The 25,793-nt window shown below is 39.7% G+C and carries 23 protein-coding genes and 1 tRNA gene; 7 read left to right on the forward strand and 17 right to left on the reverse strand.

Translation table 11 applies throughout. From position 1 onward, the window contains the following. Positions 1–5 precede the first annotated feature (5 nt). The gene (locus ACOV1Q_RS11700) at positions 6–2,201 is read right to left on the reverse strand and encodes a tetratricopeptide repeat-containing hybrid sensor histidine kinase/response regulator (protein WP_424494580.1); all 2,196 of its coding nucleotides are present in this window, start codon (positions 2,199–2,201) and stop codon (positions 6–8) included. Positions 2,202–2,397: 196 nt separating this feature from the next. Here ACOV1Q_RS11700 and ACOV1Q_RS11705 point away from each other — a divergent pair, with 196 nt between their 5' ends. Continuing rightward, positions 2,398–3,000: an alpha-ketoglutarate-dependent dioxygenase AlkB family protein gene (locus tag ACOV1Q_RS11705; RefSeq protein WP_424494581.1), complete on the forward strand. Its 603-nt coding sequence runs from the start codon at positions 2,398–2,400 to the stop codon at positions 2,998–3,000. Here ACOV1Q_RS11705 and ACOV1Q_RS11710 read toward each other — a convergent pair whose 3' ends face one another. Further along, complete coding sequence (locus tag ACOV1Q_RS11710) at positions 3,001–3,780, reverse strand: S1/P1 nuclease (protein ID WP_424494582.1); 780 nt, start codon at positions 3,778–3,780, stop codon at positions 3,001–3,003. Positions 3,781–3,935: 155 nt separating this feature from the next. On the opposite strand from ACOV1Q_RS11710, the gene ACOV1Q_RS11715 reads away from it, so the two are divergent. The 5 genes from ACOV1Q_RS11715 (at position 3,936) to mqo (ending at position 9,136) form a co-directional block, all read left to right on the forward strand. Then, the gene (locus ACOV1Q_RS11715) at positions 3,936–4,496 is read left to right on the forward strand and encodes a hypothetical protein (RefSeq protein WP_424494583.1); all 561 of its coding nucleotides are present in this window, start codon (positions 3,936–3,938) and stop codon (positions 4,494–4,496) included. 54 nt (positions 4,497–4,550) lie between these two features. Next, positions 4,551–5,363: an HAD family hydrolase gene (locus ACOV1Q_RS11720; RefSeq protein ID WP_424494584.1), complete on the forward strand. Its 813-nt coding sequence runs from the start codon at positions 4,551–4,553 to the stop codon at positions 5,361–5,363. Between the two features lie 64 nt (positions 5,364–5,427). After that, positions 5,428–6,693 (forward strand): DUF819 family protein, encoded by a 1,266-nt coding sequence (locus ACOV1Q_RS11725; RefSeq protein ID WP_424494585.1) that lies wholly within the window; start codon positions 5,428–5,430, stop codon positions 6,691–6,693. 53 nt (positions 6,694–6,746) lie between these two features. Further along, positions 6,747–7,493: a DUF4369 domain-containing protein gene (locus tag ACOV1Q_RS11730; RefSeq protein ID WP_424494586.1), complete on the forward strand. Its 747-nt coding sequence runs from the start codon at positions 6,747–6,749 to the stop codon at positions 7,491–7,493. A gap of 137 nt (positions 7,494–7,630) precedes the next feature. Further along, positions 7,631–9,136, forward strand: a complete 1,506-nt coding sequence (gene mqo, locus ACOV1Q_RS11735) for a malate dehydrogenase (quinone) (protein ID WP_424494587.1) — start codon at positions 7,631–7,633, stop codon at positions 9,134–9,136. A 161-nt stretch (positions 9,137–9,297) separates the two neighbouring features. On the opposite strand, the gene ACOV1Q_RS11740 is transcribed toward mqo, so the two are convergent. The 4 genes from ACOV1Q_RS11740 to idi all read right to left on the reverse strand — a co-directional run bounded on the left by ACOV1Q_RS11740 (position 9,298) and on the right by idi (position 10,645). Then, positions 9,298–9,371: transfer RNA gene (locus ACOV1Q_RS11740), tRNA-Thr, on the reverse strand. Between the two features lie 9 nt (positions 9,372–9,380). Further along, complete coding sequence (locus ACOV1Q_RS11745; RefSeq protein WP_424494588.1) at positions 9,381–9,647, reverse strand: hypothetical protein; 267 nt, start codon at positions 9,645–9,647, stop codon at positions 9,381–9,383. Positions 9,648–9,722: 75 nt separating this feature from the next. Then, on the reverse strand, positions 9,723–10,130 hold the full coding sequence (locus ACOV1Q_RS11750) for a 6-pyruvoyl trahydropterin synthase family protein (protein ID WP_424494589.1): 408 nt from the start codon (positions 10,128–10,130) through the stop codon (positions 9,723–9,725). Then, on the reverse strand, positions 10,130–10,645 hold the full coding sequence (gene idi / locus ACOV1Q_RS11755; protein ID WP_424494590.1) for an isopentenyl-diphosphate Delta-isomerase: 516 nt from the start codon (positions 10,643–10,645) through the stop codon (positions 10,130–10,132). The genes ACOV1Q_RS11750 and idi overlap by 1 nt, the downstream gene beginning before the upstream one ends. Before the next feature lie 138 nt (positions 10,646–10,783). Here idi and ACOV1Q_RS11760 point away from each other — a divergent pair, with 138 nt between their 5' ends. After that, positions 10,784–12,370, forward strand: a complete 1,587-nt coding sequence (locus ACOV1Q_RS11760; RefSeq protein WP_424494591.1) for a peptide chain release factor 3 — start codon at positions 10,784–10,786, stop codon at positions 12,368–12,370. A 56-nt stretch (positions 12,371–12,426) separates the two neighbouring features. Here the strand turns inward: ACOV1Q_RS11760 and ACOV1Q_RS11765 are convergent, their stop codons facing one another. From ACOV1Q_RS11765 to rplA, 11 genes are all read right to left on the reverse strand, one after another. Continuing rightward, positions 12,427–13,206, reverse strand: coding sequence for a hypothetical protein (locus ACOV1Q_RS11765; RefSeq protein WP_424494592.1), 780 nt, complete (start codon positions 13,204–13,206; stop codon positions 12,427–12,429). Positions 13,207–13,209: 3 nt separating this feature from the next. Further along, entirely contained in the window at positions 13,210–13,530 is a 321-nt protein-coding gene (locus ACOV1Q_RS11770) for an Mpo1-like protein (RefSeq protein WP_424494593.1), read from the reverse strand. A gap of 159 nt (positions 13,531–13,689) precedes the next feature. Then, positions 13,690–14,283, reverse strand: a complete 594-nt coding sequence (locus tag ACOV1Q_RS11775) for a tetratricopeptide repeat protein (RefSeq protein WP_424494594.1) — start codon at positions 14,281–14,283, stop codon at positions 13,690–13,692. 18 nt (positions 14,284–14,301) lie between these two features. Further along, a complete protein-coding gene (locus tag ACOV1Q_RS11780) occupies positions 14,302–14,754 on the reverse strand; it encodes a hypothetical protein (RefSeq protein WP_424494595.1) in 453 nt (150 codons plus the stop codon). Between the two features lie 35 nt (positions 14,755–14,789). Next, complete coding sequence (locus ACOV1Q_RS11785) at positions 14,790–15,266, reverse strand: GNAT family N-acetyltransferase (protein WP_424494596.1); 477 nt, start codon at positions 15,264–15,266, stop codon at positions 14,790–14,792. A 103-nt stretch (positions 15,267–15,369) separates the two neighbouring features. Further along, complete coding sequence (locus ACOV1Q_RS11790; protein ID WP_424494597.1) at positions 15,370–15,684, reverse strand: DUF3467 domain-containing protein; 315 nt, start codon at positions 15,682–15,684, stop codon at positions 15,370–15,372. Positions 15,685–15,794: 110 nt separating this feature from the next. After that, complete coding sequence (rpoC, locus tag ACOV1Q_RS11795) at positions 15,795–20,096, reverse strand: DNA-directed RNA polymerase subunit beta' (protein ID WP_424494598.1); 4,302 nt, start codon at positions 20,094–20,096, stop codon at positions 15,795–15,797. A 67-nt stretch (positions 20,097–20,163) separates the two neighbouring features. Next, positions 20,164–23,976 (reverse strand): DNA-directed RNA polymerase subunit beta, encoded by a 3,813-nt coding sequence (rpoB, locus tag ACOV1Q_RS11800; RefSeq protein WP_424494599.1) that lies wholly within the window; start codon positions 23,974–23,976, stop codon positions 20,164–20,166. Between the two features lie 132 nt (positions 23,977–24,108). Next, positions 24,109–24,486, reverse strand: coding sequence for a 50S ribosomal protein L7/L12 (rplL, locus tag ACOV1Q_RS11805; RefSeq protein ID WP_424494600.1), 378 nt, complete (start codon positions 24,484–24,486; stop codon positions 24,109–24,111). 58 nt (positions 24,487–24,544) lie between these two features. Beyond that, positions 24,545–25,066 (reverse strand): 50S ribosomal protein L10, encoded by a 522-nt coding sequence (gene rplJ / locus ACOV1Q_RS11810; RefSeq protein WP_424494601.1) that lies wholly within the window; start codon positions 25,064–25,066, stop codon positions 24,545–24,547. Positions 25,067–25,078: 12 nt separating this feature from the next. After that, a complete protein-coding gene (rplA, locus tag ACOV1Q_RS11815; RefSeq protein ID WP_424494602.1) occupies positions 25,079–25,777 on the reverse strand; it encodes a 50S ribosomal protein L1 in 699 nt (232 codons plus the stop codon). Positions 25,778–25,793: the final 16 nt, after the last annotated feature.

Here is a 25,793-nt window from a genome sequence, read left to right on the forward strand (position 1 = left end):
AATTTTTAGCTTGAAGGGGCAAGAATGTTCCTGAAGATCGTATTAAAGAAAGTAGGAATATCATATGGTTTAACAATAATATCATTCATTCCCGAAGAAATGATTTCTTCCCGCATTTCCTGAATTTCGACCGCTGTTAGAGCAATAACAGGCACTTCCTGGTTAAATTCCCTAATCTTTTGCGTAGTTTCCATTCCACTCATTCCGGGCATATTGACATCCATTAGAACAAGACCAAATGCTTCATTTTTCAGCTTTTCAATAGCTTCATACCCATCGCTGGCAACATCGCATATGAAATCTCTTTTTTCAAGAATTCTCCTTGTCACCACCTGGTTGATCCTGTTATCATCTACAATAAGAGCTTTCTTTAGAGCATTTTCTTCAGAAACATTTGCCCCTGCAGCTTCTGAAAAATCTTCCTCTATTTCCCCTTTTTCAAACCATATCTCAAAGCTAAAGACCGAACCCTCACCTTCCTTACTTTTCAGTTGAACTTCTGAACCAAAAAGATGCAGCAGGTTCTTCACAATAGGCAACCCAAGCCCGGTTCCCTGATAATTATAGTTGTTTGCCTTTAGCTGGGAAAATTCTTCAAAGATCTCCTGTTGCTTACTTTCAGGAATTCCCATTCCTGTGTCTCCCACTTCAAAATAAATAAGACATTTGTCGTCACTGCAGGTTTTACAGCTAACTTTGATCCAAACCTTCCCTCTTTCAGTAAACTTCACAGCATTCCCTATCAGGTTCATGATAATTTGAGAAAGCCGAACAGAATCGCCAATTAACTTCTTTGGAATATTTTCATCAATTTCCAGGTCTATAGAATTATTATTTTGATGACGCGAAAATTCAAATGATTTGATGATCCCTTTCAAAAGAACTTTTATATTAAATGGAGTATTTTCCAACTGAACAAGTTTGGATTCCATTTTATTCATTTGCAGTACATCGTTAATAAGTGCCAAGAGATAATCTGCCGAAAATTTAAGTGATTTTAAATCTTCTTCCTGCTTTTTGTTTTTATTGTCTTCCAGCAACAAAGAAGTAAGACCTACAACTCCATAAAGGGGGGTTCTTAATTCGTGGCTTACGGTAGAGAAAAAACGACTTTTTAGCATAGACAATCTTTCCGCTTCCTCCTTTGAGCGTAAAAGTTCCTGGTTATTCTCTTTTAATTTCCTGATGAGCTGTTTCCTGCTTCGGCTAATCCCAATTAGAAGAAAAATGAACAGTAAAAGCACCACAAGAGAAATCACCATTAGGGTAGTTATTTGCTGGGACTTTTCAATTACTGCATCTTTGTAGTGTTGTTCCCTCCTAGCAATTTCAAGATTTTCCCGGTACTGCTTTGTTTGAAAACGAGCCTGTGCCGTTTCCATTTGTTCCAGCTTCTCCTTCTCATACAACTCGGCATCCAGGAGTATATACTTATTTAAGGCATTATAAGCCTCTTCAAATTCGCCATTTTTGAAGAGCGCAGTGGCATAACCATCATAAGCAGTGGCAGCTTCAATGAGCAGGGAATCTTTTTCGGCTATTTCAATGGATTCTTTAAAATGCTTTTTGGCTTCCTCATATTTTCCCTTCCCTGAGTAATACATTCCAAAGAGGGAAGCGAGTTGTGCCTCAAGATATTTATCATCCATATCTTCTGAAAAATGCTTCACTTTCAGAAGATAAGGGTAAGCCTCTTCATATTCCTCCAGGTATAAATGCGTCCAGCCTTTGTTGAGAAGAGGAGTAGCGCTACTTTGAGGATTTTCTAAATTGGAAGAAATCTGTATCGCTTTATCATAGAATTCAAAGCCTCTTTCTATGGTAGCATCATTGGCAGTAAACATATTCCCCAAATTATTGTACGCCCACCAAAGAAGGGTATCATTCCCGCTCAGCTTGGCGTAGCGAAGTGCATTCTCATAACTATCTTTTGCTCTTAGGGTATCATATAAATCATCATAGTTAATGCCCAAATTGTTGTAACCATGATATAGATGATAGTAGTCATCATTATGTGCTGCCAGATCAATCATATCGAGGCTATATTGAATAGACTCGTGGTATTTATAATCATACAAGGCTTCTGTGGAGAGATCAAAAAGATGGACAATACTATCTTTGTAACCGGCTTCCTGAGATTGGGAAAAGCCAAGGCAAGAGCAATAGATGCTCCATAGCAGAATAGGAATTTTTTTACTCAATCTTGTACTATTAAGTTCAAGCCCAGGGGTACAGGCGAAGGGAAAGTTAATGATTTCTTAATTTATCCACAACATTAATGTATATCAATTCGCGAATCTAAAGCAAGTCCCGAAATATTTTTAATTTTTTAGAAGTTAATTTTACCAAATATTTAAGATTTATGGATTTTTTAGATTCGGACATTTACATTCGACTATGAAGGAAATTATAATATCAGAAAAAAGAGCTCTTCTTCCGCTGAAGGATGCAGAAATATATTTTTATCCTCATTTTCTCGCTGCTGAAGTGGCAGAAACATATTTCAACTTCCTCCTAAATAATATTCCATGGCAGCAGGATTCCATTAAAATCTTTGGAAAAACACATTTACAGCCACGACTTACTGCCTTATTTTCAAATAATGGAAAAGCATATACTTATTCAAATATTACGATGTACCCACAGGATTTTCCGAAGGATCTTTTGGCCTTAAAACAAAAACTTGAAATAGAGACAGAAGAAGAATTTACTACCTGCCTCGCAAATCTTTACCGCACGGGGAAGGACAGTATGGGCTGGCATGCAGATGATGAAAAAGAACTCGGTCGAAATCCCGCCATAGCTTCTGTGAGCCTGGGCGCGGAACGCTTCTTTCACCTCAAACACCGTAAGGACAAAAACGAACGCTACAAAATAAGGCTTCCCTCAGGAAGCCTTTTACTAATGAAAGGACCTACGCAACACCATTGGTTGCACCAGGTCCCTAAAACTTCCCGGCCACTGGAGCCGAGAATAAATTTGACATTTCGAAAACTCTAATTATTTTAATGCTTCGTTTAAAACTGTCGCGAGTCTAATTCCACCTTTCTGCAATTGTTCCCGAACTACCGGAAACCACTCATACATATACTCATACCCCAATTTTTCTCCAATCTCTACAGAGGCATAGGTTTTTTTGCTTAATTCCTTAGATTCATACATCCAGTCCAATATAGTACCTGATGCAATTTCTTTCACTTCACTTTTGGAAAGATCCTCTGCATTTTCTGCAAGTTCGGTATAGCTCATTTGGAAATCATTGATCATTTCACTGTCCCAAACGCGGTGAATGTTAGAACCGTCACCAAACCAGCGAACCTGGATGTCGTTTCCTCCTTTATCTTCTCCCCTGCCAGCATGAAAAGGCTGGTGCAGGTCTCCAATAAAATGCACGAGCATCTTTAGATAGAAAGCCTTGTCTTCCTTAGAAGATTTTTCATCCTCAAGCACTGATATTGATTTCTTAATTGCCTGTACCAGGTCACCTGCGGGATTCGCTTTTTCTTTAGAATATTCAGTTTCTCCTTTTTCAAGGTTCACATAGTGCCAGGGATTGAATTCCCTGTAGCGGGGATCGCTCTTAATATCATCGGCAAAGGTGGATACCAAAGCAAGACTTTCACCGTCAAGAATCTCATTGATCTTCTTTTTGGCCTTTTTTGAAAGGTATTGTTGAGCAATTTCACCGGTGGCACGATGGCCGGTTCTTCCCCAGTCTTCTTCCGAAGCAAAAGAAAATGATGAAATAAGAATGGCAACAACTAAAAACAGATTTTTCATTTTTTTCAAGATTTTGAGCGGCAAAGATATAAAACGAATCAATTATATTTCTTTCTCCGTTACATGAGCGGTCAAAAGTTATTCCATCGTTCTTTTTGAGGAACAATTTTTAAAGCAAAAAGAAATTTGTAACTTTAAAAGAAACTAAAAAAGGAATGGCTTTTATCTTACTGGAGGCCATTCTTTTTGATATAAAACCAAATTCTGCCTTTATGGATATCTTCCTTGAAAAACAATTTGTGAAAAGATGGTGGCTATTTATGTTTATTCTGGCAATAATAGTTGTTGGAGTGGGGACTGCGTACTATGCTACAATAAATGCTGAAGAAGCTACGGCAGTCATTGTTTCTATCGTAAGCTTAATCATTACTGTGCCACTTGTATTTGCATTATTATCTTTACGACTGGAAACACGTATTGATGAAAAAGGTGTCTTTACCCGGTTCCGGCCTTTCGGTTTTACCAGGAAATATTACAACTGGAATGAAATTGTAGATATCTATGTGAGAACCTACGATCCTTTAACAGAATATGGAGGATGGGGATTTCGGGGTATTGGCGGTAACAACAAAGCCTACAATGTCGCGGGAAACAAAGGCATCCAGGTGGTTCTAAAAAGTGGAGAAAAATTCCTCATAGGAACTCAAAAAACCGATGAAGCCAAAAAAGTAATAAGCCGCTACAGGAAAAACGATCATACCGCCCATGAAATATAATTTAATTTTGTTTTTTTTGTCCTTTTCTGCTTCAAAATCTTCAGCAGCTATAAAATGAGTTACAAAATCATATTTTCTGATATAGACGGTACTTTACTCAATAAAGAAAGAGAGCTGTCCTCCCTTACAAAAGAAGTCTTTCACCAACTAGATAAAGAAGTCCCGGTTATATTGATCTCCTCCAGGATGCCCAAGGCCATGCGGCACCTTCAGGATGAGCTTAAAATTGCGCACCAGCCTCTCATTTGTTACAATGGCGGCCTCGTCATAGTAAACGGCCAAACGGTGCACTCTACTGAAATTCCTCTGTCTACCGTAGAAATGCTTCATAAATTCAATGAAAATGGGGAATGTCATGTGAGCTTATATCACAATGATGAATGGTATGTCCCAAAAATGGATCATTGGGCAGAACGGGAGAAAAATAACACCAAAGTTGCTCCCACAGTTCGACCTGCCGTAGAGGTAATTGATAAATGGCAAAAGGAAACAAAGGGCGCTCATAAAATCATGTGCATGGGCGAAGAACACCAGGTAGACAAAATCTCGCGCTATCTTTCTGAAAATTTCGGCGAAAAATTACATTTATACCGCTCCAAACCTACATATCTTGAAATTGCCAGCAAAGAAGTTTCCAAACTTACCGGTATAAATATTCTTCTAAATGATCATTTTCACCTTAACCTGGAAGACGTTATTGCTTTTGGGGATAACTTTAATGATTACGAAATGCTAAAAGCAGTGGGAATGGGAATTGCTGTTGAAAATGCAAAACCTGAAATTCTTGAAATTGCCAAAGAGATTACGCAGCACGGAAAAGAAGACGGGGTAGCAAAAAGCCTTCAAAAGTTATTCGACCTTTCTTAAACCTTTCCGTCCTCTTATAAGAGTTTAAGAAAAATTGTATTTTGCCGCTCTTAAGCTATTAAACATGGAAAGCACCCCTGTATTCACCAATGATGCAATCGTCTTCGGACTATTAATGTTGTCACTGGGTTTCGTATTTCTCACATCATCCAAAAAAACAGGATTCTGGAGTAAATTTTACAAGGTCGTACCTGCACTATTAATGTGCTACCTCCTTCCTGCCATTCTTAATTCCCTTGGCATAATTTCAGATTCTACTTCTCAACTTTATTTTGTTGCCAGTCGTTATCTTTTACCGGCATCTTTGGTGCTTATGACTTTGAGTATCGATCTTAAAGCCATTTTCAATCTTGGGCCAAAAGCACTTATTATGTTCTTTACAGGAACAATTGGAATCGTAATAGGCGGCCCGTTAGCCATTCTTCTCATTTCGGCCATTTCTCCTGAAACAGTAGGTGGCGTTGGTCCTAATGCTATATGGCGTGGCTTGTCTACCCTTGCCGGAAGCTGGATTGGCGGTGGTGCCAACCAGGCAGCCATGCTTGAAATCTACGAATATAATCCTGAAAGGTATGGTGGTATGGTACTCGTAGATATCGTAGTAGCCAACCTGTGGATGGCCATTGTTTTAATGGGAATAGGAAAAAGTGATCGAATTGATAACTGGTTAAGATCTGACACCAGTGCAATTACAAAATTAAAAGAAAAAGTTTCAGCCTATGCTGAAAGTGTTACCAGGAATCCCTCCCTTGCAGATTATATGATCATGCTGGCTATTGCTTTTGGTGCCGTGGGAATCGCACATTGGGGTTCCGAAGTTATATCTGCATTCCTTTCTGCTAATTTTGATGCAATCAATGACAGCAAGTCTGCAATGTCATCCTTTTCTTCAACCTTTTTCTGGATGATCACCATAGCGACAGCCATTGGGATCGCACTTTCTTTTACAAAAGCAAAAGAATACGAAGGCGCCGGTGCCAGTAAACTGGGAAGCATTTTCATATACATTCTTGTCGCCACCATTGGTATGAAAATGGATCTTGAGATGGTTTTTGAAAACCCGGGCTTGATTGCCATAGGTTTGGTTTGGATGGCCATTCACGCCGGACTTCTAATAGGAGTTGCCAAGCTTATTAAAGCTCCTTATTTTTTCCTGGCAGTGGGAAGCCAGGCCAACGTGGGAGGGGCTGCTTCGGCTCCAGTGGTAGCAGCAGCTTTTCACCCTTCTCTCGCCACCGTGGGAGTTCTCCTTGCAGTATTTGGATACGTCGTGGGAACTTATGGCGCTATCTTATGTACTATTTTAATGCAAATGGCTTCGGCTGCATAGTGAAAAAAGAGATTTTTTTGTCATATTTGCCCCCGATTACCTATCTCAAAAAAATGAAAAAATTCAGCTTATTTTTAATTAGTATTTTATGTCTTGCCGCATGTTCAAGCGAAGAGACAAATCTTAGCATCAATGGAAAAGTAGAAGGTCTTAAAAAAGGGACTTTGTACCTTCAAAAAATTGAAGATACCACCCTGGTTTCAATAGACTCTGTTAAGGTGGAAGGAGATCCTGTTTTTAACTTTGAAACATATATTGAAAGTCCGCAGGTGTATTACCTTTACCTCGATAAAGTAGATGGATCAGAATATAATGACCGCATCACCTTTTTCGCTGAACCGGATGAGATGACCATTAATACTTCCTTAAAGAATTTTGAAGCCGATGCTGTTATAGAGGGTTCAAAAAACCAGGAGAAGCTGGCAGATTACCGCAAAATGATGAAAAGGTTCAACGACAGGAATCTGGAGCTTATCCAGGCCAACCTCCAGGCACAACAGGAAGAAAACGAAGAAGCCATGCAGGCCGCAAATGAGGAATATGAAGGCCTCATCAAGAGAAGATATTTATACACTGTAAATTTTGCCATCAACAACAAAGACATGGAAGTAGCTCCATACCTCGCTATTTCTGAAGTTTACGATGCAAACATCAAATACCTGGACACCATTTACAAATCGCTCTCTCCCGAAATTAAAGATTCTAAATACGGGCAAAGCCTTTCAGAGTTCCTGAAGGAAAGAAGGAAGATGGAGAAATTAAATGAAGTTTCCAGCGAGTCTTCCGAAGAAAACCTTTAAAAAATGCCATTTTTGGCGACTTTCATATCCCGCCTTTGCGCGGGATAATTTTTTTCAAATGCCAGCCGTCTAAAGGTTTAATATTTTCTTAGGAGCATATGGGAGAGGATTTTTCTAATTTGGGAAAAAACCAGCATATGTCCAAAAAAGTAAAAATTGATAAGGAATACGATTTTATTTGCGTAGGTGGTGGCATCATGAGTGCCACGCTTTCTTTAATGCTGAAACTACTTGACCCCAATCTTAAAATCATCATTTTTGAAAGACTGGATGAAGTGGCGCAGGAAAGCTCGGCTGCACCAAATAATGCAGGAACGGGACATTCGGCTTTTTGCGAGCTCAATTACACTCCCGAAAAAGAAGACGGCAGTATTGATATCTCCAAGGCAAAAAGGATCTTTGAAGAATTTGAAATTTCAAAACAATTCTGGTCGTACCTGGTAAAAAACGGAATGATCAAGGATCCGCAGTCGTTTATCCATACAAATCCGCATCACGCATGGGTTCCGGGAGAAAGAAATTCAATTTTTCTGAAGAAGAGATATGAAGCCATGACTTCTCATTTTATGTTCGAAAACATGGAATTTTCCGAAGATCATGAAATTCTGAAAAAGTGGTTTCCACTCATCATGGAAAATCGTGATGGCGGTGAAAGAATGGCAGCCACCCGAATGGAACTGGGAACCAGCGTCAATTTTGGCAGCCTCACAAAGCAATACCTGGAGATATTAAAAAATGAATTTGATGTTCCTGTTTTAACTCAGCACGAAGTACTTGATGTTGATCCCGGAAGGCAGGCTGAATGGCTTATGGAAGTGAGGGATCGCAACACAGGAGATAAAAAGTATTATGATGCAGAGCATGTATTCATAGGTGCCGGTGGCGGCGCACTACCCCTGCTTCAAAAGGTGGAAATCAACGAAAAAGACGGTTACGGCGGATTTCCTATTAGCGGACAGTGGTTATTCTGCAAGAATGAGGAAATTATAAAGCAGCACGACGGAAAGGTCTACAGCAAAGCTGGCGTTGGCACTCCGCCAATGTCTGTGCCGCACCTTGATACTCGCTACATCAATGGCAAAAAAGAGCTTATGTTTGGCCCTTTTGCGGGCTTTAGCACGAAATTTTTAAAAGAAGGCTCCCGCACAGATCTTCCAAAATCTATTAATTTAAAGAACATCCCTTCAATGTGGGGTGTCTTTTGGCACAATCTTGATCTTACAAAGTACCTCATTGAGCAGGTAAGTATGAGCCACTCAGACAGGGTTGAAGAGCTACGGGCATTTATTAAAGATGCCAAACCTGAAGACTGGGAACTACAGGTAGCAGGGCAACGGGTACAAATCATTAAAAGGGACAAAGAACAGGGCGGTGTCCTGGAATTTGGAACAGATGTGATTCATAATAAAGATGGCTCTATAACAGCACTTCTTGGTGCCTCACCGGGAGCATCAGTAGCAGTAAAAATTATGCTGGACGTACTGGAAATCGTGTTTCCGGAAAAATTAAAAAGCAAAGACTGGGAAGAAAAACTTTCTGACATGATACCTTTCTGGAATAAGGATGTCGAAAATCACAAAGAGGAATTTCTTGCCGTTCAAAAGGATACTTCACAAATTTTACAGCTGGAGGCCGTGCATTAGCACATACAGGCCTAATCCACAAGACAAACCCTAATTCTTCCTCGAGGCGGAGGAATATGTACAGGGTTCCAAAAAGGGTATTTTGAATGGGGTTTTTGCTGGCTTCTTGTCCCTCGTTTCAGGTCAACAAAAAAGCTTCCAAAGGGAAGCTTTTAATTTAGAGCCGATGGAGGGACTCGAACCCACGACCTGCTGATTACAAATCAGCTGCTCTAGCCAGCTGAGCTACATCGGCCAGTATTATTTACAAAGAATTCACTTTCTCTACTAAAACAGTGGCTTTAGCTTCCAGTTCCTTTTGTATTGATTTAAAATGTTGTTGCTTATTTTCAACATCTTTTTGATTCATTTTTGCGATCAACTCATCAAAATCTGAAATTGCTTCATCAACAATCGCTTCAGATTTTGTGGGATCTTCGTCTGGGTTTGCAACCTGATGCAGGTAAGCTGCTTCAATAATATCACCCATTACGTAATTGATATCCCTTTTAAGTGTTCTTCTGTTTGCCATTTTCAATGCAAGATTTTATCAGCTGCGAATTTACGTTTTTTCCCGACTCAACAACACTTTCAGGAAAAAATTTTTTCAGCCTTTAAAAGTGACAAAATTTCGTGGCGTTTCATATAATGTTACCTCAAGCTCAAGGCGTGCTGCCAGCTTTTCCCTTAGCTTTCTCCAAATCACGATGGAAATATTCTCTGCCGTGGGATTAAGATTTCTAAATTCAGGCACCTCCACATTCAGGTTTTTATGATCAAAAGGAACTTCCACCTCTTCGTAAATAAGATCTTTTAACTTCTTTAGATCCATTACAAAACCTGTTTCCTCATCAATTTCACCGGTAACAGCAACTATAAGTTCATAATTATGCCCATGATAATTTGGATTACTGCATTTTCCAAACACTTCCATATTCTTTTCATCACTCCAGTCCTTTTGGAAGAGCCGATGCGCGGCATTAAAATGAGCTTTTCTGTTTACGGTGACCTTCATTAGCTAATGTGTTTATAGTACTTATCAAAAATGATTTTAAACCATTCGGTATAAATCTCAGGATTCTCAGCCATATCCTTCTGCAGGTCTTCTAAAGAAACCCATTTCCAGGCTGCTACTTCATCGGGATTAAGATTTGGTTCCCCGGTAAAATTACCTACGAGAATGTGATCAAACTCATGTTCGGTAAGGCCATTATCAAAAGGAGCTTTATAAATAAAGGAAATGGTGTCCTTAAGATCTGTTGAAAAGCCCATTTCTTCCTGCAGCCTTCTTTTTCCGGCAGCAATATTGCTCTCTCCTTCCCGCTGATGGCTGCAGCAGGTGTTGGTCCAGAGGCCGGGGGAATGATATTTCCCCAACGCCCTTTGCTGGATCATAAGCTCGTTATTCTCATTAAACACAAAAACCGAAAAAGCCCTGTGCAGCAGCGCCTTTTCATGAGCTTCCATCTTGGGCATTAATCCTATTTGCTCATCTTTCTCGTTGACCAGTATAACTTTTTCTTCTTCCATTTCAAATTTTGAAGCTCAAAAGTACGAAAACATGGCCGAATTATACACACGGGCATTCATGAAAACCATCTAATCTCGGTTAAACGGAAACCCTTAAATCAATTACATTTAATTATCTTTGCAGCCTTAAATTGTACTATGAAATTTTCAGAAGAAATCAAGCGAAGACGAACCTTCGGAATCATCTCTCACCCTGATGCCGGTAAAACCACCCTTACCGAAAAGCTGTTGCTCTTTGGAGGGGCGATCCAGGAAGCCGGCGCCGTAAAATCTAACAAGATCAAAAAAGGCGCGACCAGTGACTTTATGGAGATTGAACGCCAAAGAGGGATTTCTGTTGCAACTTCGGTGCTTGGTTTTGAATACAAGGATATTAAGATCAACATTCTCGATACTCCCGGTCACAAGGATTTTGCTGAAGATACTTTTAGAACCTTAACTGCAGTTGACAGCGTTATTGTGGTAATTGACGTTGCAAAAGGGGTTGAAGAGCAAACCGAAAAGCTCGTGGAAGTCTGCCGCATGCGGAATATTCCCATGATCGTTTTTATCAATAAGCTTGACCGTGAGGGAAAAGATGCTTTTGAATTGCTGGACGAAATAGAACAAAAATTAAATCTTACGGTTACTCCTTTAAGCTTCCCAATTGGAATGGGTTATGATTTTAAAGGGATCTACAACATCTGGGAACAGAACGTGAACCTTTTTACCGGAGACCCGAGAAAAGATATTGAGGAAACGGTGGAAATTTCAGATCTGTCTTCAGAAGAACTCGATGAGCTGATTGGCAACAAAGCTGCCGATACCTTGCGGGACGAATTGGAGCTGGCGCAGGGAGTTTATCCTGAATTTGATAAACAGGCGTACCTCGACGGAAATCTGCAACCGGTATTCTTCGGATCTGCGCTTAATAATTTTGGAGTACGTGAGTTGCTGGATTGCTTCATTAAGATTGCACCCACTCCACGGGCTAAAGACAGTGACACGAGAAAGGTACAACCCGATGAAAAAGATTTTACCGGTTTTGTTTTCAAGATCCACGCAAATATGGATCCTAAACACCGGGACAGGCTGGCTTTTATAAAAATTGTTTCCGGAAAATTTGAAAGAAACACGCCTTACCTGCACGTACGTCACAATAAAAAATTAAAATTCTCCAGCCCAAATGCCTTTTTTGCTGAAAAAAAGGAAATTGTAGATGTATCTTATCCCGGAGATATCGTGGGGCTTCACGATACCGGTAACTTTAAAATTGGCGATACGCTTACCGAAGGAGAAAATTTGCAATACCGCGGAATTCCAAGTTTTTCACCGGAACATTTCCGGTACATTAACAACGCCGATCCCATGAAGTCCAAACAACTGGAAAAAGGGATCGATCAATTAATGGATGAAGGAGTCGCGCAGCTTTTTACTCTGGAATTGAATGGCCGAAAGGTGATTGGAACTGTAGGCGCCCTGCAGTTTGAGGTAATTCAGTACAGGCTGGAGCACGAATATGGCGCAAAATGTACCTACGAAAACCTGAACGTTCATAAAGCCTGCTGGGTGGAACCAAATGACCCGAAAAACGAAGAATTTTTAGATTTTAAAAGAGTAAAATCCAAATTTTTAGCAAAAGACAAACAGGGACAGTTGGTATTTTTGGCAGATTCTGCTTTTTCGCTTCAAATGACGCAACAGAAATATCCATCTATTAAATTCCATTTTACTTCAGAATTTTAAACAGGAATAATTATAATAATTTATGGAATAAGTCCCAAAAATGACATTTTTGGGATTTATTTTCCCATTCTTTCCTCAAGAAAAACAGGAGCTTTTCTTTGGTAAAATTCAATAAGCTCGAGGAGTTTTTCCTTCCGAAGCAGGTTCTTAAAACCGGAAGTTTCTGTACAGAAATAGACAAAATTCTTGATTTCTGTCTGCGGAATCTTGAGGTCTATCACAAAGAATTTTTCAGGTAAAGCATTCATCCCGTCAATTACAAGATTGTCCAGATCCTGGTTCTCTTTTGCTTTTTGCAGCATCTTGATCTTTCCGTTAAGGGTATTTAAAATCCCATCAAGGCTTACCGTCACCTGACCTCGTTTTTGTACCCCGCCAGCTGTGAACAGTTTTCGCTCAATGGAAGTTGGCAAAGGTTTATCAGACATACCAAAACCCATATCTGCCTGCGTAAATGTAGGAATATTGGAAATATCTTCCTTTAAATTTCCTGAAAGATCAATATTACTGATCTTTACTTCAGCCAGTTCGTTGACATTCTCCTTCAACCAGATATTCAAAAAGCCGTTTTTAAAGACTTCTTCTGAAACTGTTACTTTTACAGATTCGTACTGCACCGAAGAAAACAGCAGACTGTCATTCACCGCCGCCTCGATTTCAAATTCCCCCGAAGGAGCATTTACGGTTCCGGTTTCGCGGGTAATATTTATGATATTGATGTAAATATCAGAAAGGTCAGAATCTGAATGAATTTTTCCCTTTAGAAGCGCGGTTTCCTGAGCAAATGATGGTATACTACCTACAAGGAAGAAAAGAAGAAAAGCTTTTTTGATCATTTTCTAATCCTTTCGGGAGTCAAAACTTTTCCTTCCGAAGAGGAGTTCGAAAAATAATTTAAAATCTGAAATGAGGCTCCAAAGTGGATATTGGAAGGTGGCAGGTTTGTTCTTCTCAAAGAAAGCATGACCTATCCAGGCGAAGCCGTAACCTACAAGCGGAAAAAAGATCCATTCCCATCCCCAGCCGTAAAAAATTGCCAGGAACAACAGCACAAAAACGAGAAATGTTCCTGTAAAATGTAATATTCGGCTGATTTTATTCTGATGCTCGGTGAGGTAGAACTTGTAGAATTCGCTGTAGGTTTTTATGCGATCTGCCATTTTAGAAAAAGTTAATGCGGCGTTGAAATTATAGATTTTTTAAATACTCTTTCTATTTAACCTAATAAATACAGGAATATTGTCCAATTTCTTAAAACTCCTTCTTTTCTTGCTTTTTTGTTCAGAATAAGAAGTATTTCGAAGTTTTTCTTCTGCTGATCATTCTTCTAAACAGAGAGCTTGAAGAATTTCCTCCAAAGAAGATTTTTCTTTGCTTAATAAAAGCCCTTTTTCGTAATCCTTACAGACTTTTTTCTTCTCGGCTTTTGTCAGCTTTCTTCCATGGTATGACGCGATGGGTGGTGTTCTGTATAATTCTGTTTTAAATGTAACCGCAGTTGTGTTTGAAGGTGATTTCGAATTTCGATATTTCTTCATCCTGGCAAAGGACCTGTAGACATAGGCTTTGCCGTACTTAGGTTTTAGCTCAAGTACTTTGTCAAAATCTTGAATTGCGGACCCGTATTGAGAATCGTTTATTTTTGCCGTTCCCCTGGCAAAATATCCCTGAACAAACAAGGTGTCGTGATCAATGCTTTTTGAATACTCTGCAATGGCATCCTTGTACTTTTCAGCCTGATCAAATCTTCTGCCGTTATTGTAATGCAAGATGATTTGAGCCTCATCCTTTTCATTTGATCCCGTAATTTCACCAGACTGAACAGTATCCTGTAAAGAGTGGTTTTTGATGGATTGGCCATTTACAGCACCACCGCAAAAAATTAACGCTAAACCTAAAAATATATATTTCACCGAATAAAAAGTACCATCTTAATCTACGAGAATTCTATAAACCCCATCCTGCTCATCAAGTCCAAATTCTGTCTCGATTCTTACCTCATTATATCTCGTAAAATTACAGCAATCGTCGGTTACCCTTTCTGCATCAACGTATAATGTAACCATTCTTTCAGAATCCAGTTCAAGTGCAATATTTGTCACTCCTGATTCCCATCCTATGGAAGCAATTTGAATTAAATTCACCTCATTTTCATCAATAAAAGTATAGGCTATATTGTCATCATCATTTAAATTATTGATTTCTATCTGTGAGGGTGTATAGGTTCCATTGGTAAATAGATTTTCACCTGTAGCACTGTCAACTAATTCAAAAATGAAAGAAACTGGCGGGGTAGTACATGACAAATCCTCGCATTCCTGATCGGTTGCGCAACTTTGTAAAAGCAGAAACATAGCAAAAAATAATCTGATAAAAATTTTCATAAGGCTTGTTGGTTTCGTTTTAGTTTAAAATATGGTTATAAAAATCTATTTTCTGCACTTTCGGATCTTTCTATATCGATTTTCATTTGATAAAGATCAAATCCCGGTGCCCAGTAATCTTTTTCAATCTTTTCAAGTAGGAAACCCTGCTTTTCATAGAACCTGTACACCACCTGCGTTGTTCTTACCTGGATCTTGCTTATCTCCCAATTCTTTTTTATTTCTCCAATTCTATAACGTGTAAGTTTTGTACCCACGCCTTTGCCATGCCATTCGGGATGAATCATTCCCCAGGAAATTCTCGCTGTTTTCCCATTTTCAAAGCCGTAATTGAATCCGCCTGAACCAATTATCGTCTTAGCTTCTTCAATAATAAAATAATTCTGCGAATCACGCTCTAAATATTGCAAGAAATCCTGTTCTTCGGAAGGAACAAAGAATTCAGGCGTATTTAGTCTCAGGATATTTATTAATGCCTGCCGGTCTTTAGCTTCGTATTTTCTTATTTTCATACAGAATCAGATGAAAAAACCCGAAAATAGATTTCCGGGTTTGTTGCTGGTCACTTTTCAAATACATTTCAAAAAATAGTCGTGAAATGTCATTTTTGAAAGATTAGGCCTGTCCTGTAGGTCCAAAATTTAACGGCAATGGAGCCTGTTCGTAATCTTTTATCTCGCCATGTGCTTTTTCAAAACGTTTAACGTTGTCCCCAAGGGCTTTTAGCAACCTTTTGGCGTGCTGCGGGGTAAGAATGATCCTGGACTTCACTTTGCTCTTGGGAGTGCCTGGCATGATGCTTACAAAGTCAACTACGAATTCGGAAACTGAATGGTTAATGATCGCCAGATTGGAATAGGTGCCTTCGGCCACTTTTTCATCCAGTTCTATATTTATCTGTCCTTTTTTGGATTTTTTCTCTTCACTCATAATAGTATAATATTTTATTCATTCATAAAAATAGAAAAATCCCGATGATTATCGGGATTTAAAGGCCTTAATAAAAATCAGGGCCACAATTGCAGCCCTGAGATTTATTCTTAGTTATAATTTACTTCCTGCTTTTTCTCAAGCATTTCGTCAAATTCTTCTTTAGAACCTACAATGATGTCATCATATTCTCTCATACCGGTACCGGCAGGAATTCTATGTCCTACAATAACATTTTCTTTAAGTCCTTCAAGTGTATCAACTTTACCACTTACCGCTGCTTCGTTCAGTACTTTTGTAGTTTCCTGGAAGGAAGCTGCCGAGATAAATGACTTGGTTTGAAGTGACGCTCTTGTAATACCCTGAAGAACCGGTGTCGCAGTTGCGGCAGTCACGTCTCTTGCAGTTACAAGATTCTTGTCTTCCCTTCTTAACAGAGAGTTTTCATCTCTTAGTTCTCTAGGAGAAACAATTTGTCCAGGTTTTAAATTTTCGGAGTCACCGGCGTCATCTACCACTTTCATTCCAAAAATTGCATCATTTTCTTCGATGAAATCTGATTTATGAACCAGCTGGTTCTCGAGGAAAATAGTATCTCCCGGATCTACCACTCTTACTTTACGCATCATTTGTCTCACCACTACTTCAAAGTGCTTATCATTGATCTTCACCCCTTGTAGTCGGTAAACTTCCTGCACTTCATTCACAAGATACTGTTGTACAGCACTTGGTCCTTTGATACTCAAAATATCTTCAGGAGTTACAGAACCATCAGAAAGCGGCATACCTGCACGAACATAATCGTTCTCCTGAACCAGGATCTGGTTAGAAAGTTTCACAAGATACTTCTTAACTTCTCCCAGTTTAGATTCAACGATGATCTCACGGTTACCACGCTTGATTTTTCCGAAGGAAACAACACCATCAATTTCACTTACTACAGCAGGGTTAGACGGGTTACGCGCTTCGAATAGCTCGGTTACACGTGGAAGACCACCGGTAATGTCACCAGACTTAGATGATTTACGCGGAATCTTCACAAGGATCTTCCCTACCTTGATCTTCTCGTCGTTGTCTACCATAAGGTGAGCTCCAACCGGAAGGTTATAAGAACGAATCACTTCATCCTTCTTACCTAAGATCTGTAAAGTTGGGATAAGCTTTTTGTTTCTAGATTCAGAAATCACTTTTTCCTGGAATCCTGTCTGCTCATCAATTTCTACCTGGTAAGTAACACCCTGTTCGATATTCTCGTAACGGATCTTACCGGCAAATTCTGAAATGATCACCCCGTTATATGGATCCCATTGGCAAACAACGTCATCTTTGGAAATAGTATCTCCATTCTTGATGAATAGTTGTGAACCATATGGAATGTTGCTTGTACTCAGCACGATTCCAGATTTAGGATCTTTCAGTTTTAATTCTGAAGTCCTGGAGATCACGATTTCTGCCTCACCACCGTCGGGAGCTTCTCCCTGAACGGTTTTAAGATCTTCAATCTCTGCAACCCCGTTGAACTTGGCGATCAATTTATTTTCTTCAGAAATGTTTCCTGCAATACCACCCACGTGGAAGGTACGCAAGGTAAGCTGTGTACCCGGTTCTCCAATAGACTGGGCAGCTACAACTCCAACCGCTTCACCTTTCTGAACCGTTTTACCGGTTGCAAGGTTACGGCCATAACATTTCACACAAATACCCTTTTTGGCTTCACATGCAAGTGCTGAACGTACTTCCACGCTTTCAATTGGGGCGTTGGTAATTTTCTTAACACAATCTTCATCGATCTCCTCTCCCGAAGAAACAAGTAATTCATTGGTGATAGGATCGTACACATCGTGTAACGCCGTTCTACCAAGAATTCTCTCTCCAAGAGATTCCACGATCTCTTCATTCTTTTTCAATGGAGCAACATCTACTCCTCTTAAAGTTCCACAATCTTCTTCATTTACAATTACATCCTGTGAAACATCTACGAGACGACGGGTCAAATAACCTGCATCGGCAGTTTTAAGAGCCGTATCGGCAAGACCTTTACGTGCACCGTGAGTAGAGATAAAGTATTCAAGAATCGAAAGACCTTCCTTAAAGTTGGAAAGAATCGGGTTCTCAATAATTTCCCCTCCACCAGAGTTGGATTTTTTAGGCTTCGCCATCAATCCTCGCATACCGGTTAACTGACGGATCTGTTCTTTAGATCCCCTCGCACCGGAGTCAAGCATCATATACACAGAGTTGAACCCTTGGTTATCCTCACGAATACGCTTCATTGCCAATTCGGTTAGACCGGCATTGGTAGACGTCCAGATATCAATTACCTGGTTGTAACGCTCGTTGTTGGTAATAAGACCCATATTATAGTTTCCTATAATACCTTCCACCTGCTCGTTGGCTTCAGCAATCATAGACTGCTTCTCTTCAGGAATAATAATATCACCTAAGCTGAAAGACAGTCCACCTCTAAATGCGAATCCATATCCAAGTCCTTTGATCTGATCAAGGAATTCTGCAGTTTCAGGTACGCTGGTTACTTTCAGGATATTACCAATAATATCACGAAGTGACTTTTTGGTTAGTACCTCATTAATGTAACCTGCTTTTTCAGGAACTGTCTGGTTGAACAATACTCTACCTACAGTAGTTTCAATGATTTGATATACAAGCTCACCTGCTTCGTTAAAATCTTTTGCGCGTATCTTGATAATAGCATTAAGATCTACTTTCTTCTGGTTGTAAGCGATGTTCACTTCTTCCGCAGAATAAAAAGTCAATCCTTCACCTTTCACAGGAACTTCTGGAGTAGATTTTCTAGGTTTGGTCATATAATAAAGACCCAAAACCATATCCTGAGATGGTACTGTAACCGGAGATCCGTTTGCAGGGTTCAAAATGTTGTGAGAAGCCAACATTAGAAGCTGTGCTTCCAAAATTGCTTCAGGTCCAAGAGGTAAGTGAACTGCCATCTGGTCACCATCGAAATCGGCGTTGAATGCAGTACAAACCAATGGATGCAACTGTATCGCTTTCCCTTCAATAAGTTTAGGCTGGAATGCCTGTATACCCAATCGGTGAAGCGTAGGAGCACGGTTAAGCAATACAGGGTGTCCTTTTAAAACATTTTCAAGAATATCCCATACTACAGGCTCTTTTTTATCTATAATCTTTTTAGCAGATTTTACAGTTTTCACAATACCTCTTTCGATCAACTTTCTGATCACGAAAGGCTTGTAAAGCTCGGCTGCCATGTTCTTTGGAAGACCACATTCAAACAATTTTAATTCCGGACCAACAACAATTACCGAACGAGCAGAATAATCCACACGCTTACCAAGTAAGTTTTGACGGAAACGTCCCTGCTTACCTTTCAATGAATCTGAAAGTGATTTAAGCGGCCTGTTTGAATCTGTTTTTACTGCTGAAGATTTTCTTGTGTTGTCGAACAACGAATCCACAGATTCCTGCAGCATACGTTTTTCGTTACGAAGAATTACTTCAGGAGCTTTGATCTCCATTAATCTCTTCAAACGGTTGTTACGAATAATTACACGACGGTAAAGATCGTTCAAATCTGAAGTTGCGAAACGTCCACCATCAAGTGGCACCAAAGGACGTAATTCCGGCGGAATGATTGGGATTACTTTCATAATCATCCATTCCGGACGGTTCTCGCGGTTCTTGTTTGCATCACGAAGCGCCTCTACAACCTGAAGTCTCTTAAGAGCTTCAGTCTTACGTTGTTTTGAAGTTTCGTTATTTGCTTTGTGTCTTAATTCATAAGAAAGTGAATCAAGATCTATACGTTGCAGAATTTCAATAAGACATTCTGCCCCCATTTTTGCGATAAATTTATTTGGATCGTTGTCATCCAAATAAAGGTTTTCCTGCGGAAGAGTATCCAGGATATTCAGGTATTCTTCTTCAGTAAGGAAATCCATTTTCTTTAAAGGTTCTCCCTCTTCATTCTTGGCAATACCCGGCTGAATTACTACATATCTTTCGTAGTATATGATCATATCCAACTTTTTGGAAGGAAGACCAAGCAGGTATCCAATCTTGTTTGGTAACGAACGGAAATACCAGATGTGCGCAACAGGAACTACCAGGTTGATATGCCCCACGCGGTCTCTACGTACTTTCTTTTCGGTTACCTCTACACCACACCTATCGCAAACGATCCCCTTATAACGGATTCTTTTATATTTACCACAAGCACATTCATAATCCTTTACAGGACCAAAAATACGCTCACAGAAAAGTCCGTCACGCTCAGGTTTATGTGTACGATAATTGATAGTTTCCGGCTTTAAAACTTCCCCACGAGACTCAGCCAAAATAGACTCAGGTGAAGCTAAACCAATAGAGATCTTGTTAAACCTCTGTACTGTATTCTTATCATTGTTTCTAGCCATAATAATGGTGCTATCTAATTATTGTAAATTTTGCAGTGCGTCGCGTGAACAACGCACCGCAGAATTTTTATTCTTCTAATCTAATATCTAATCCCAGACCTTTCAGTTCGTGCATAAGTACGTTGAAAGATTCAGGTAGTCCCGGCTCTGGCATAGGCTCTCCTTTTACGATAGATTCGTAAGTTTTAGCCCTTCCTATAACATCATCAGACTTCACAGTTAAGATTTCACGCAGGGTAGCAGAAGCACCGTATGCTTCAAGTGCCCAAACCTCCATCTCACCAAAACGTTGACCACCAAATTGCGCTTTACCACCAAGTGGCTGCTGTGTGATCAATGAGTACGGCCCAATAGAACGTGCGTGCATCTTATCGTCAATCATATGCCCTAGTTTAAGCATGTAGATCACACCAACAGTTGCCGCCTGGTCAAATCTATCTCCAGTTCCACCATCATATAAATGAGTATGTCCGAATCTAGGGATACCAGCACTATCTGTCAATTCATTGATCTGGTCAATAGTAGCACCATCAAAAATTGGAGTCGCGTATTTCTTCCCTAATTTTTGACCGGCCCATCCAAGAACGGTTTCATAAATCTGACCAATGTTCATACGTGAAGGTACCCCAAGAGGGTTCAACACGATATCAACAGGAGTACCATCTTCAAGGAACGGCATATCTTCCTGTCGCACAATACGTGCCACAATACCTTTGTTCCCGTGACGTCCTGCCATTTTATCTCCCACTTTTAGCTTACGCTTCTTGGCGATATAGATCTTAGCAAGTTTTATAATTCCGGATGGCAATTCATCTCCTACAGAAATAGTAAATTTCTCTCTTCTTAAGTTACCCTGAAGATCATTCTCCTTAATTTTATAATTATGAAGAAGATCTGCAACCAAAGCATTTAAATGATCATCGGTAGTCCATGTACCCTGAGTTAAATGCGCATAATCATCTACAGCATGTAACATCTTTTGAGTATACTTCTTACCTTTTGGAAGAACTTCTTCTCCTAGATCATTCTGAACACCCTGAGCTGTTTTTCCTCCAATAATGGCAAATAACTTTTCAACCAATTCAGATTTAAGAACAGCGAATTTTGCTTCATATTTCTTCTCAAGAGCTGCTACATCTTCTTTATCCTGAGCTCTTTTACGCTTATCTTTAATTGCACGGGCAAATAACTTTTTGTTAATTACCACTCCGCTCAATGAAGGAGAAGCTTTTAAAGAAGCATCTTTTACATCACCCGCCTTATCACCAAAGATTGCTCTAAGAAGTTTTTCTTCAGGAGTTGGATCACTTTCTCCTTTTGGAGTAATTTTTCCAATCAAAATATCACCAGGCTTCACTTCTGCCCCAACGCGAATCATTCCATTCTCATCAAGATCTTTAGTCGCCTCTTCGGATACGTTTGGAATATCATTGGTCAATTCTTCATTACCCAATTTAGTATCCCTTACTTCCAGTGAATATTCGTCAATATGAATAGAAGTGAAAATATCATCTCTAACCACTTTTTCAGAAATCACGATCGCATCCTCAAAGTTATACCCTTTCCAAGGCATGAAGGCAACCTTCATGTTTCTACCTAAAGCAAGTTCACCTGCCTCGGTAGCATATCCCTGACAAAGTACCTGTCCTTTAGAAACTCTGTCACCTACTCTTACGATAGGCTTTAAGTTAATGGAAGTACCCTGGTTGGTTTTTCTGAATTTTACAAGCTCATAAGTTTTAGAATCTGAATCGAAGCTTACCATTCGCTCTTCTTCAGTTCTGTCATACTTGATAGTAATCTTTTGAGCGTCTACATATTCTACAGTTCCTTCTCCTTCAGCATTGATCAATACTCTGGAATCTGTAGCAACCTGTCTTTCCAGTCCGGTACCAACAATTGGAGAGTCTACTCTCAACAAAGGTACAGCCTGGCGCATCATGTTTGATCCCATCAACGCACGGTTGGCATCATCATGTTCCAAAAATGGAATTAATGAGGCCGATATTGAAGCGATTTGGTTTGGTGCCACATCCATATAGTGAACCTGCGATGGCTCAACAACAGGAAAATCCCCTTCTTCCCTAGCGATAACCCGGTCAGATTGAATGGTTCCGTCTTCACCCATTGCAATGTTGGCCTGAGCAATCATCTTTTCTTCTTCCTCTTCGGCACTTAGATACCTTGGCTCTTCGTCAATATTCACTTTCCCGTTAAGAACCTCACGATAAGGAGTCTCAATGAATCCCATTCCGTTTACTTTTGCATAAACAGAAAGCGAAGAGATCAAACCAATATTTGGTCCTTCAGGAGTTTCAATAGGACACAACCTTCCGTAGTGTGTATAGTGAACGTCACGCACCTCAAACCCTGCTCTCTCTCTTGAAAGTCCGCCAGGTCCAAGAGCCGAAAGACGACGCTTGTGAGTAATTTCAGCAAGTGGATTCGTTTGGTCCATGAACTGAGACAACTGGTTTGTTCCGAAGAAAGAATTGATCACAGAAGATAACGTCTTCGCGTTGATCAAATCAATTGGGGTAAACACTTCATTATCACGAACGTTCATACGCTCACGAATCGTACGCGCCATACGAGCCAAACCAACACCAAACTGCTGAGAAAGCTGCTCTCCTACTGTTCTAACACGACGGTTAGACAAGTGGTCGATATCATCGATCTCTGCCTTAGAGTTGATAAGCTCAATAAGATATTTTACGATGGTAATGATATCCTCCCGGGTAAGCACCTGCTTATCCATAGCGATATCAAGACCTAATTTTTTGTTCATTCTGTAACGTCCAACTTCACCTAAATTGTAACGCTGATCTGAAAAAAACAATTTGTCAATAATTCCGCGTGCAGTTTCTTCATCTGGCGGTTCTGCATTACGAAGTTGACGATATATGTGCTCAACCGCCTCTTTTTCGGAGTTGGTTGGATCTTTTTGTAATGTGTTGTGGATAATCGCATAATCTCCAGTCTGATTATCCTCCTTGTGAAGCAGAATGGTCTTAGATCCGGTTTCTACAATTTCTTCAATATGTTCCTTTTCAAGAACAGTATCACGATCCAAAACGATCTCATTACGTTCAATTGAAACTACCTCTCCTGTATCCTCATCAACGAAATCTTCATACCAGGTATTCAATACACGTGCAGCCAATCTACGGCCAAGGATTTTCTTCAATCCTGTTTTGGAAACTTTTACTTCTTCCGCCAGGTCGAAGATCTCCAAAATATCTTTATCACGCTCAAATCCAATGGCACGGAAAAGAGTCGTAACAGGTAACTTTTTCTTTCTGTCGATATAAGCGTACATAACGCTATTGATATCGGTTGCAAATTCAATCCATGATCCCTTGAAAGGAATTACACGGGCTGAATAAAGCTTAGTTCCGTTGGCATGGAAAGACTGTCCAAAAAATACCCCCGGGGAACGGTGTAATTGAGAAACTACTACTCGTTCTGCACCATTGATACAAAATGTCCCGCTTGGGGTCATGTATGGAATGGTTCCTAAATATACGTCCTGCACGATGGTTTCAAAATCTTCATGCTCCGGGTCTGTACAATAAAGCTTTAACCGTGCTTTAAGCGGTACGCTATAAGTTAAACCACGCTCAATACATTCCTGAATGGAATACCTTGGTGGGTCCACAAAATAGTCTAAGAATTCTAGTACGAATTGATTACGGGTATCCGTAATTGGAAAGTTTTCCATGAAGGTATTGTATAACCCTTCATTTCCTCTTTCTTCTGATTTCGTTTCTAATTGAAAGAAATCCTGAAATGACTTGATCTGGATATCCAGAAAGTCAGGGTAATCAGGTCTGTTCTTTACAGAAGAGAAATTCAATCTTTCAGTTTGCGTTGCTAACATCAATGGACGGAATTATGTTATTATAAAAAAATGGATGCGAAATAAACAGGAAATGTTTATATACGCAAAAGGGTTTAGACCTCAGAGAACCTAATCTCCGGGTCTAAACCTATATAAGTGTGTAGGTTCCGCTTACTTAAGCTCAACCTCAGCTCCTGCTTCTTCTAACTGTGCTTTTAATGCTTCAGCTTCGTCTTTTGCAACTCCTTCTTTTACTGGTTTAGGAGCACCATCTACCAATTCTTTAGCGTCTTTAAGACCTAAACCGGTAAGTTCTTTTACTAGTTTTACTACGGCTAGCTTAGATCCACCCGGAGCTTTAAGAATTACGTCAAATTCAGTTTGCTCTTCAGCAGCATCTTCACCACCTCCGGCAGCACCACCAGCTACAGCTACAGCTGCAGCAGCAGGCTCAATACCATATTCTTCTTTCAAAATATCAGCTAACTCATTAACTTCTTTTACTGTTAAGTTAACCAATTGTTCTGCGAAATCTTTTAAATCTGCCATTTTCTATCGTTTTTAAAATGTAATGTAATTTATATTTGTTAAAAAGTGCGTACTTGGATTATCCCTCCTTTTCAGAAAGAGTTTTAAGAATTCCCGCAATTTTACCGCCACCAGATTTAAGCGCAGAAACAACATTCTTCGCAGGTGATTGTAACAATCCAATAATATCCCCAATTACTTCTTCTTTAGACTTAATGTTCACCAGGGTATCCAGGTAATCATCTCCCACATATACTGCTTCTTCTACAAAAGCACCTTTAAGAAGGGGTTTATCAGACTTTTTTCTGAATTCTTTTATTACTTTGGCCGGCGCATTCCCGGTTTCAGATAACATAATGGAAGTGTTTCCTTTCAAAACAGAAGGAAGTTCTCCAAAATCCTTTTCTGAACTTTCCATGGCTTTTGCCAATAAAGTATTTTTAACTACCGCAAGCTTTACGTTTGCCTTGTAACAAGCCCGACGTAAGTTTGAAGTATTTCCGGCATTTAATCCTGAAATATCTGCTAAATAAATAGTATTCGTTTCAGCTAACTGGGCAGTTAAATCTTCAATTACTCTTGATTTTTCTTCTCTTGTCATAATCTAATATTATTATTGCTCAGTGAACCTTTTAGTATCTATTTCTACACCGGGACTCATTGTGCTCGACATGTAGATACTTTTAATATATACACCTTTAGCAGCCTGAGGCTTCAGTTTAACCAGAGTAGTCAACAATTCTCTCGCATTACCAGCGATCTTGTCTGCATCAAATGATGCTTTCCCTATCCCTGCATGAACAATACCAGTTTTGTCTACTTTGAAATCAATTTTACCAGCTTTAACATCTGAAACTGCTTTTGCAACATCCATAGTTACTGTACCGGTCTTTGGGTTAGGCATTAAACCTCTTGGTCCAAGAACACGTCCTAAAGGTCCAAGCTTACCCATAACACTAGGCATCGTGATGATCACATCAACATCTGTCCATCCTCCTTTAATTTTATCAAGGTATTCATCCAGCCCAACATAATCTGCACCAGCATTCTTAGCCTCTTCTTCCTTATCTGGAGTAACAAGTGCCAAAACTTTTACATCTTTACCTGTACCGTGTGGTAAAGTAACTACACCACGTACCATTTGATTTGCCTTACGAGGATCTACGTTCAAACGAACCGCCAGATCTACAGACGCATCAAAGTTTACATTTGTAATATCTTTTATTAAAGCTGAAGCGTCTGCCACCGAATAAGTCTTACCCTTTTCAATTTTAGATTCTGCTTCCTTTTGCTTTTTAGTCAATTTTGCCATTTCTAATTTCTTTTTG

Origin of the sequence: Salinimicrobium maris, assembly GCF_049680855.1 — a bacterium.
GTDB lineage: Bacteria > Bacteroidota > Bacteroidia > Flavobacteriales > Flavobacteriaceae > Salinimicrobium.

What these genes read in the sequence shown, in the direction of transcription:
- ACOV1Q_RS11760 (WP_424494591.1), top strand. Translation starts at nt 10,784, where the DNA reads ATGAAATTTTCAGAAGAAATCAAGCGAAGACGAACCTTCGGAATCATC.
- ACOV1Q_RS11705 (WP_424494581.1), top strand. Translation starts at nt 2,398, where the DNA reads ATGAAGGAAATTATAATATCAGAAAAAAGAGCTCTTCTTCCGCTGAAG.
- ACOV1Q_RS11765 (WP_424494592.1), bottom strand. Translation starts at nt 13,206, where the DNA reads ATGATCAAAAAAGCTTTTCTTCTTTTCTTCCTTGTAGGTAGTATACCA.
- mqo (WP_424494587.1), top strand. Translation starts at nt 7,631, where the DNA reads ATGTCCAAAAAAGTAAAAATTGATAAGGAATACGATTTTATTTGCGTA.
- ACOV1Q_RS11770 (WP_424494593.1), bottom strand. Translation starts at nt 13,530, where the DNA reads ATGGCAGATCGCATAAAAACCTACAGCGAATTCTACAAGTTCTACCTC.
- ACOV1Q_RS11790 (WP_424494597.1), bottom strand. Translation starts at nt 15,684, where the DNA reads ATGAGTGAAGAGAAAAAATCCAAAAAAGGACAGATAAATATAGAACTG.
- ACOV1Q_RS11780 (WP_424494595.1), bottom strand. Translation starts at nt 14,754, where the DNA reads ATGAAAATTTTTATCAGATTATTTTTTGCTATGTTTCTGCTTTTACAA.
- ACOV1Q_RS11725 (WP_424494585.1), top strand. Translation starts at nt 5,428, where the DNA reads ATGGAAAGCACCCCTGTATTCACCAATGATGCAATCGTCTTCGGACTA.
- ACOV1Q_RS11730 (WP_424494586.1), top strand. Translation starts at nt 6,747, where the DNA reads ATGAAAAAATTCAGCTTATTTTTAATTAGTATTTTATGTCTTGCCGCA.
- ACOV1Q_RS11785 (WP_424494596.1), bottom strand. Translation starts at nt 15,266, where the DNA reads ATGAAAATAAGAAAATACGAAGCTAAAGACCGGCAGGCATTAATAAAT.
- rpoC (WP_424494598.1), bottom strand. Translation starts at nt 20,096, where the DNA reads ATGGCTAGAAACAATGATAAGAATACAGTACAGAGGTTTAACAAGATC.
- ACOV1Q_RS11720 (WP_424494584.1), top strand. Translation starts at nt 4,551, where the DNA reads ATGAGTTACAAAATCATATTTTCTGATATAGACGGTACTTTACTCAAT.
- rplA (WP_424494602.1), bottom strand. Translation starts at nt 25,777, where the DNA reads ATGGCAAAATTGACTAAAAAGCAAAAGGAAGCAGAATCTAAAATTGAA.
- rplL (WP_424494600.1), bottom strand. Translation starts at nt 24,486, where the DNA reads ATGGCAGATTTAAAAGATTTCGCAGAACAATTGGTTAACTTAACAGTA.
- rplJ (WP_424494601.1), bottom strand. Translation starts at nt 25,066, where the DNA reads ATGACAAGAGAAGAAAAATCAAGAGTAATTGAAGATTTAACTGCCCAG.
- ACOV1Q_RS11715 (WP_424494583.1), top strand. Translation starts at nt 3,936, where the DNA reads ATGGCTTTTATCTTACTGGAGGCCATTCTTTTTGATATAAAACCAAAT.
- idi (WP_424494590.1), bottom strand. Translation starts at nt 10,645, where the DNA reads ATGGAAGAAGAAAAAGTTATACTGGTCAACGAGAAAGATGAGCAAATA.
- ACOV1Q_RS11710 (WP_424494582.1), bottom strand. Translation starts at nt 3,780, where the DNA reads ATGAAAAATCTGTTTTTAGTTGTTGCCATTCTTATTTCATCATTTTCT.
- ACOV1Q_RS11750 (WP_424494589.1), bottom strand. Translation starts at nt 10,130, where the DNA reads ATGAAGGTCACCGTAAACAGAAAAGCTCATTTTAATGCCGCGCATCGG.
- rpoB (WP_424494599.1), bottom strand. Translation starts at nt 23,976, where the DNA reads ATGTTAGCAACGCAAACTGAAAGATTGAATTTCTCTTCTGTAAAGAAC.
- ACOV1Q_RS11745 (WP_424494588.1), bottom strand. Translation starts at nt 9,647, where the DNA reads ATGGCAAACAGAAGAACACTTAAAAGGGATATCAATTACGTAATGGGT.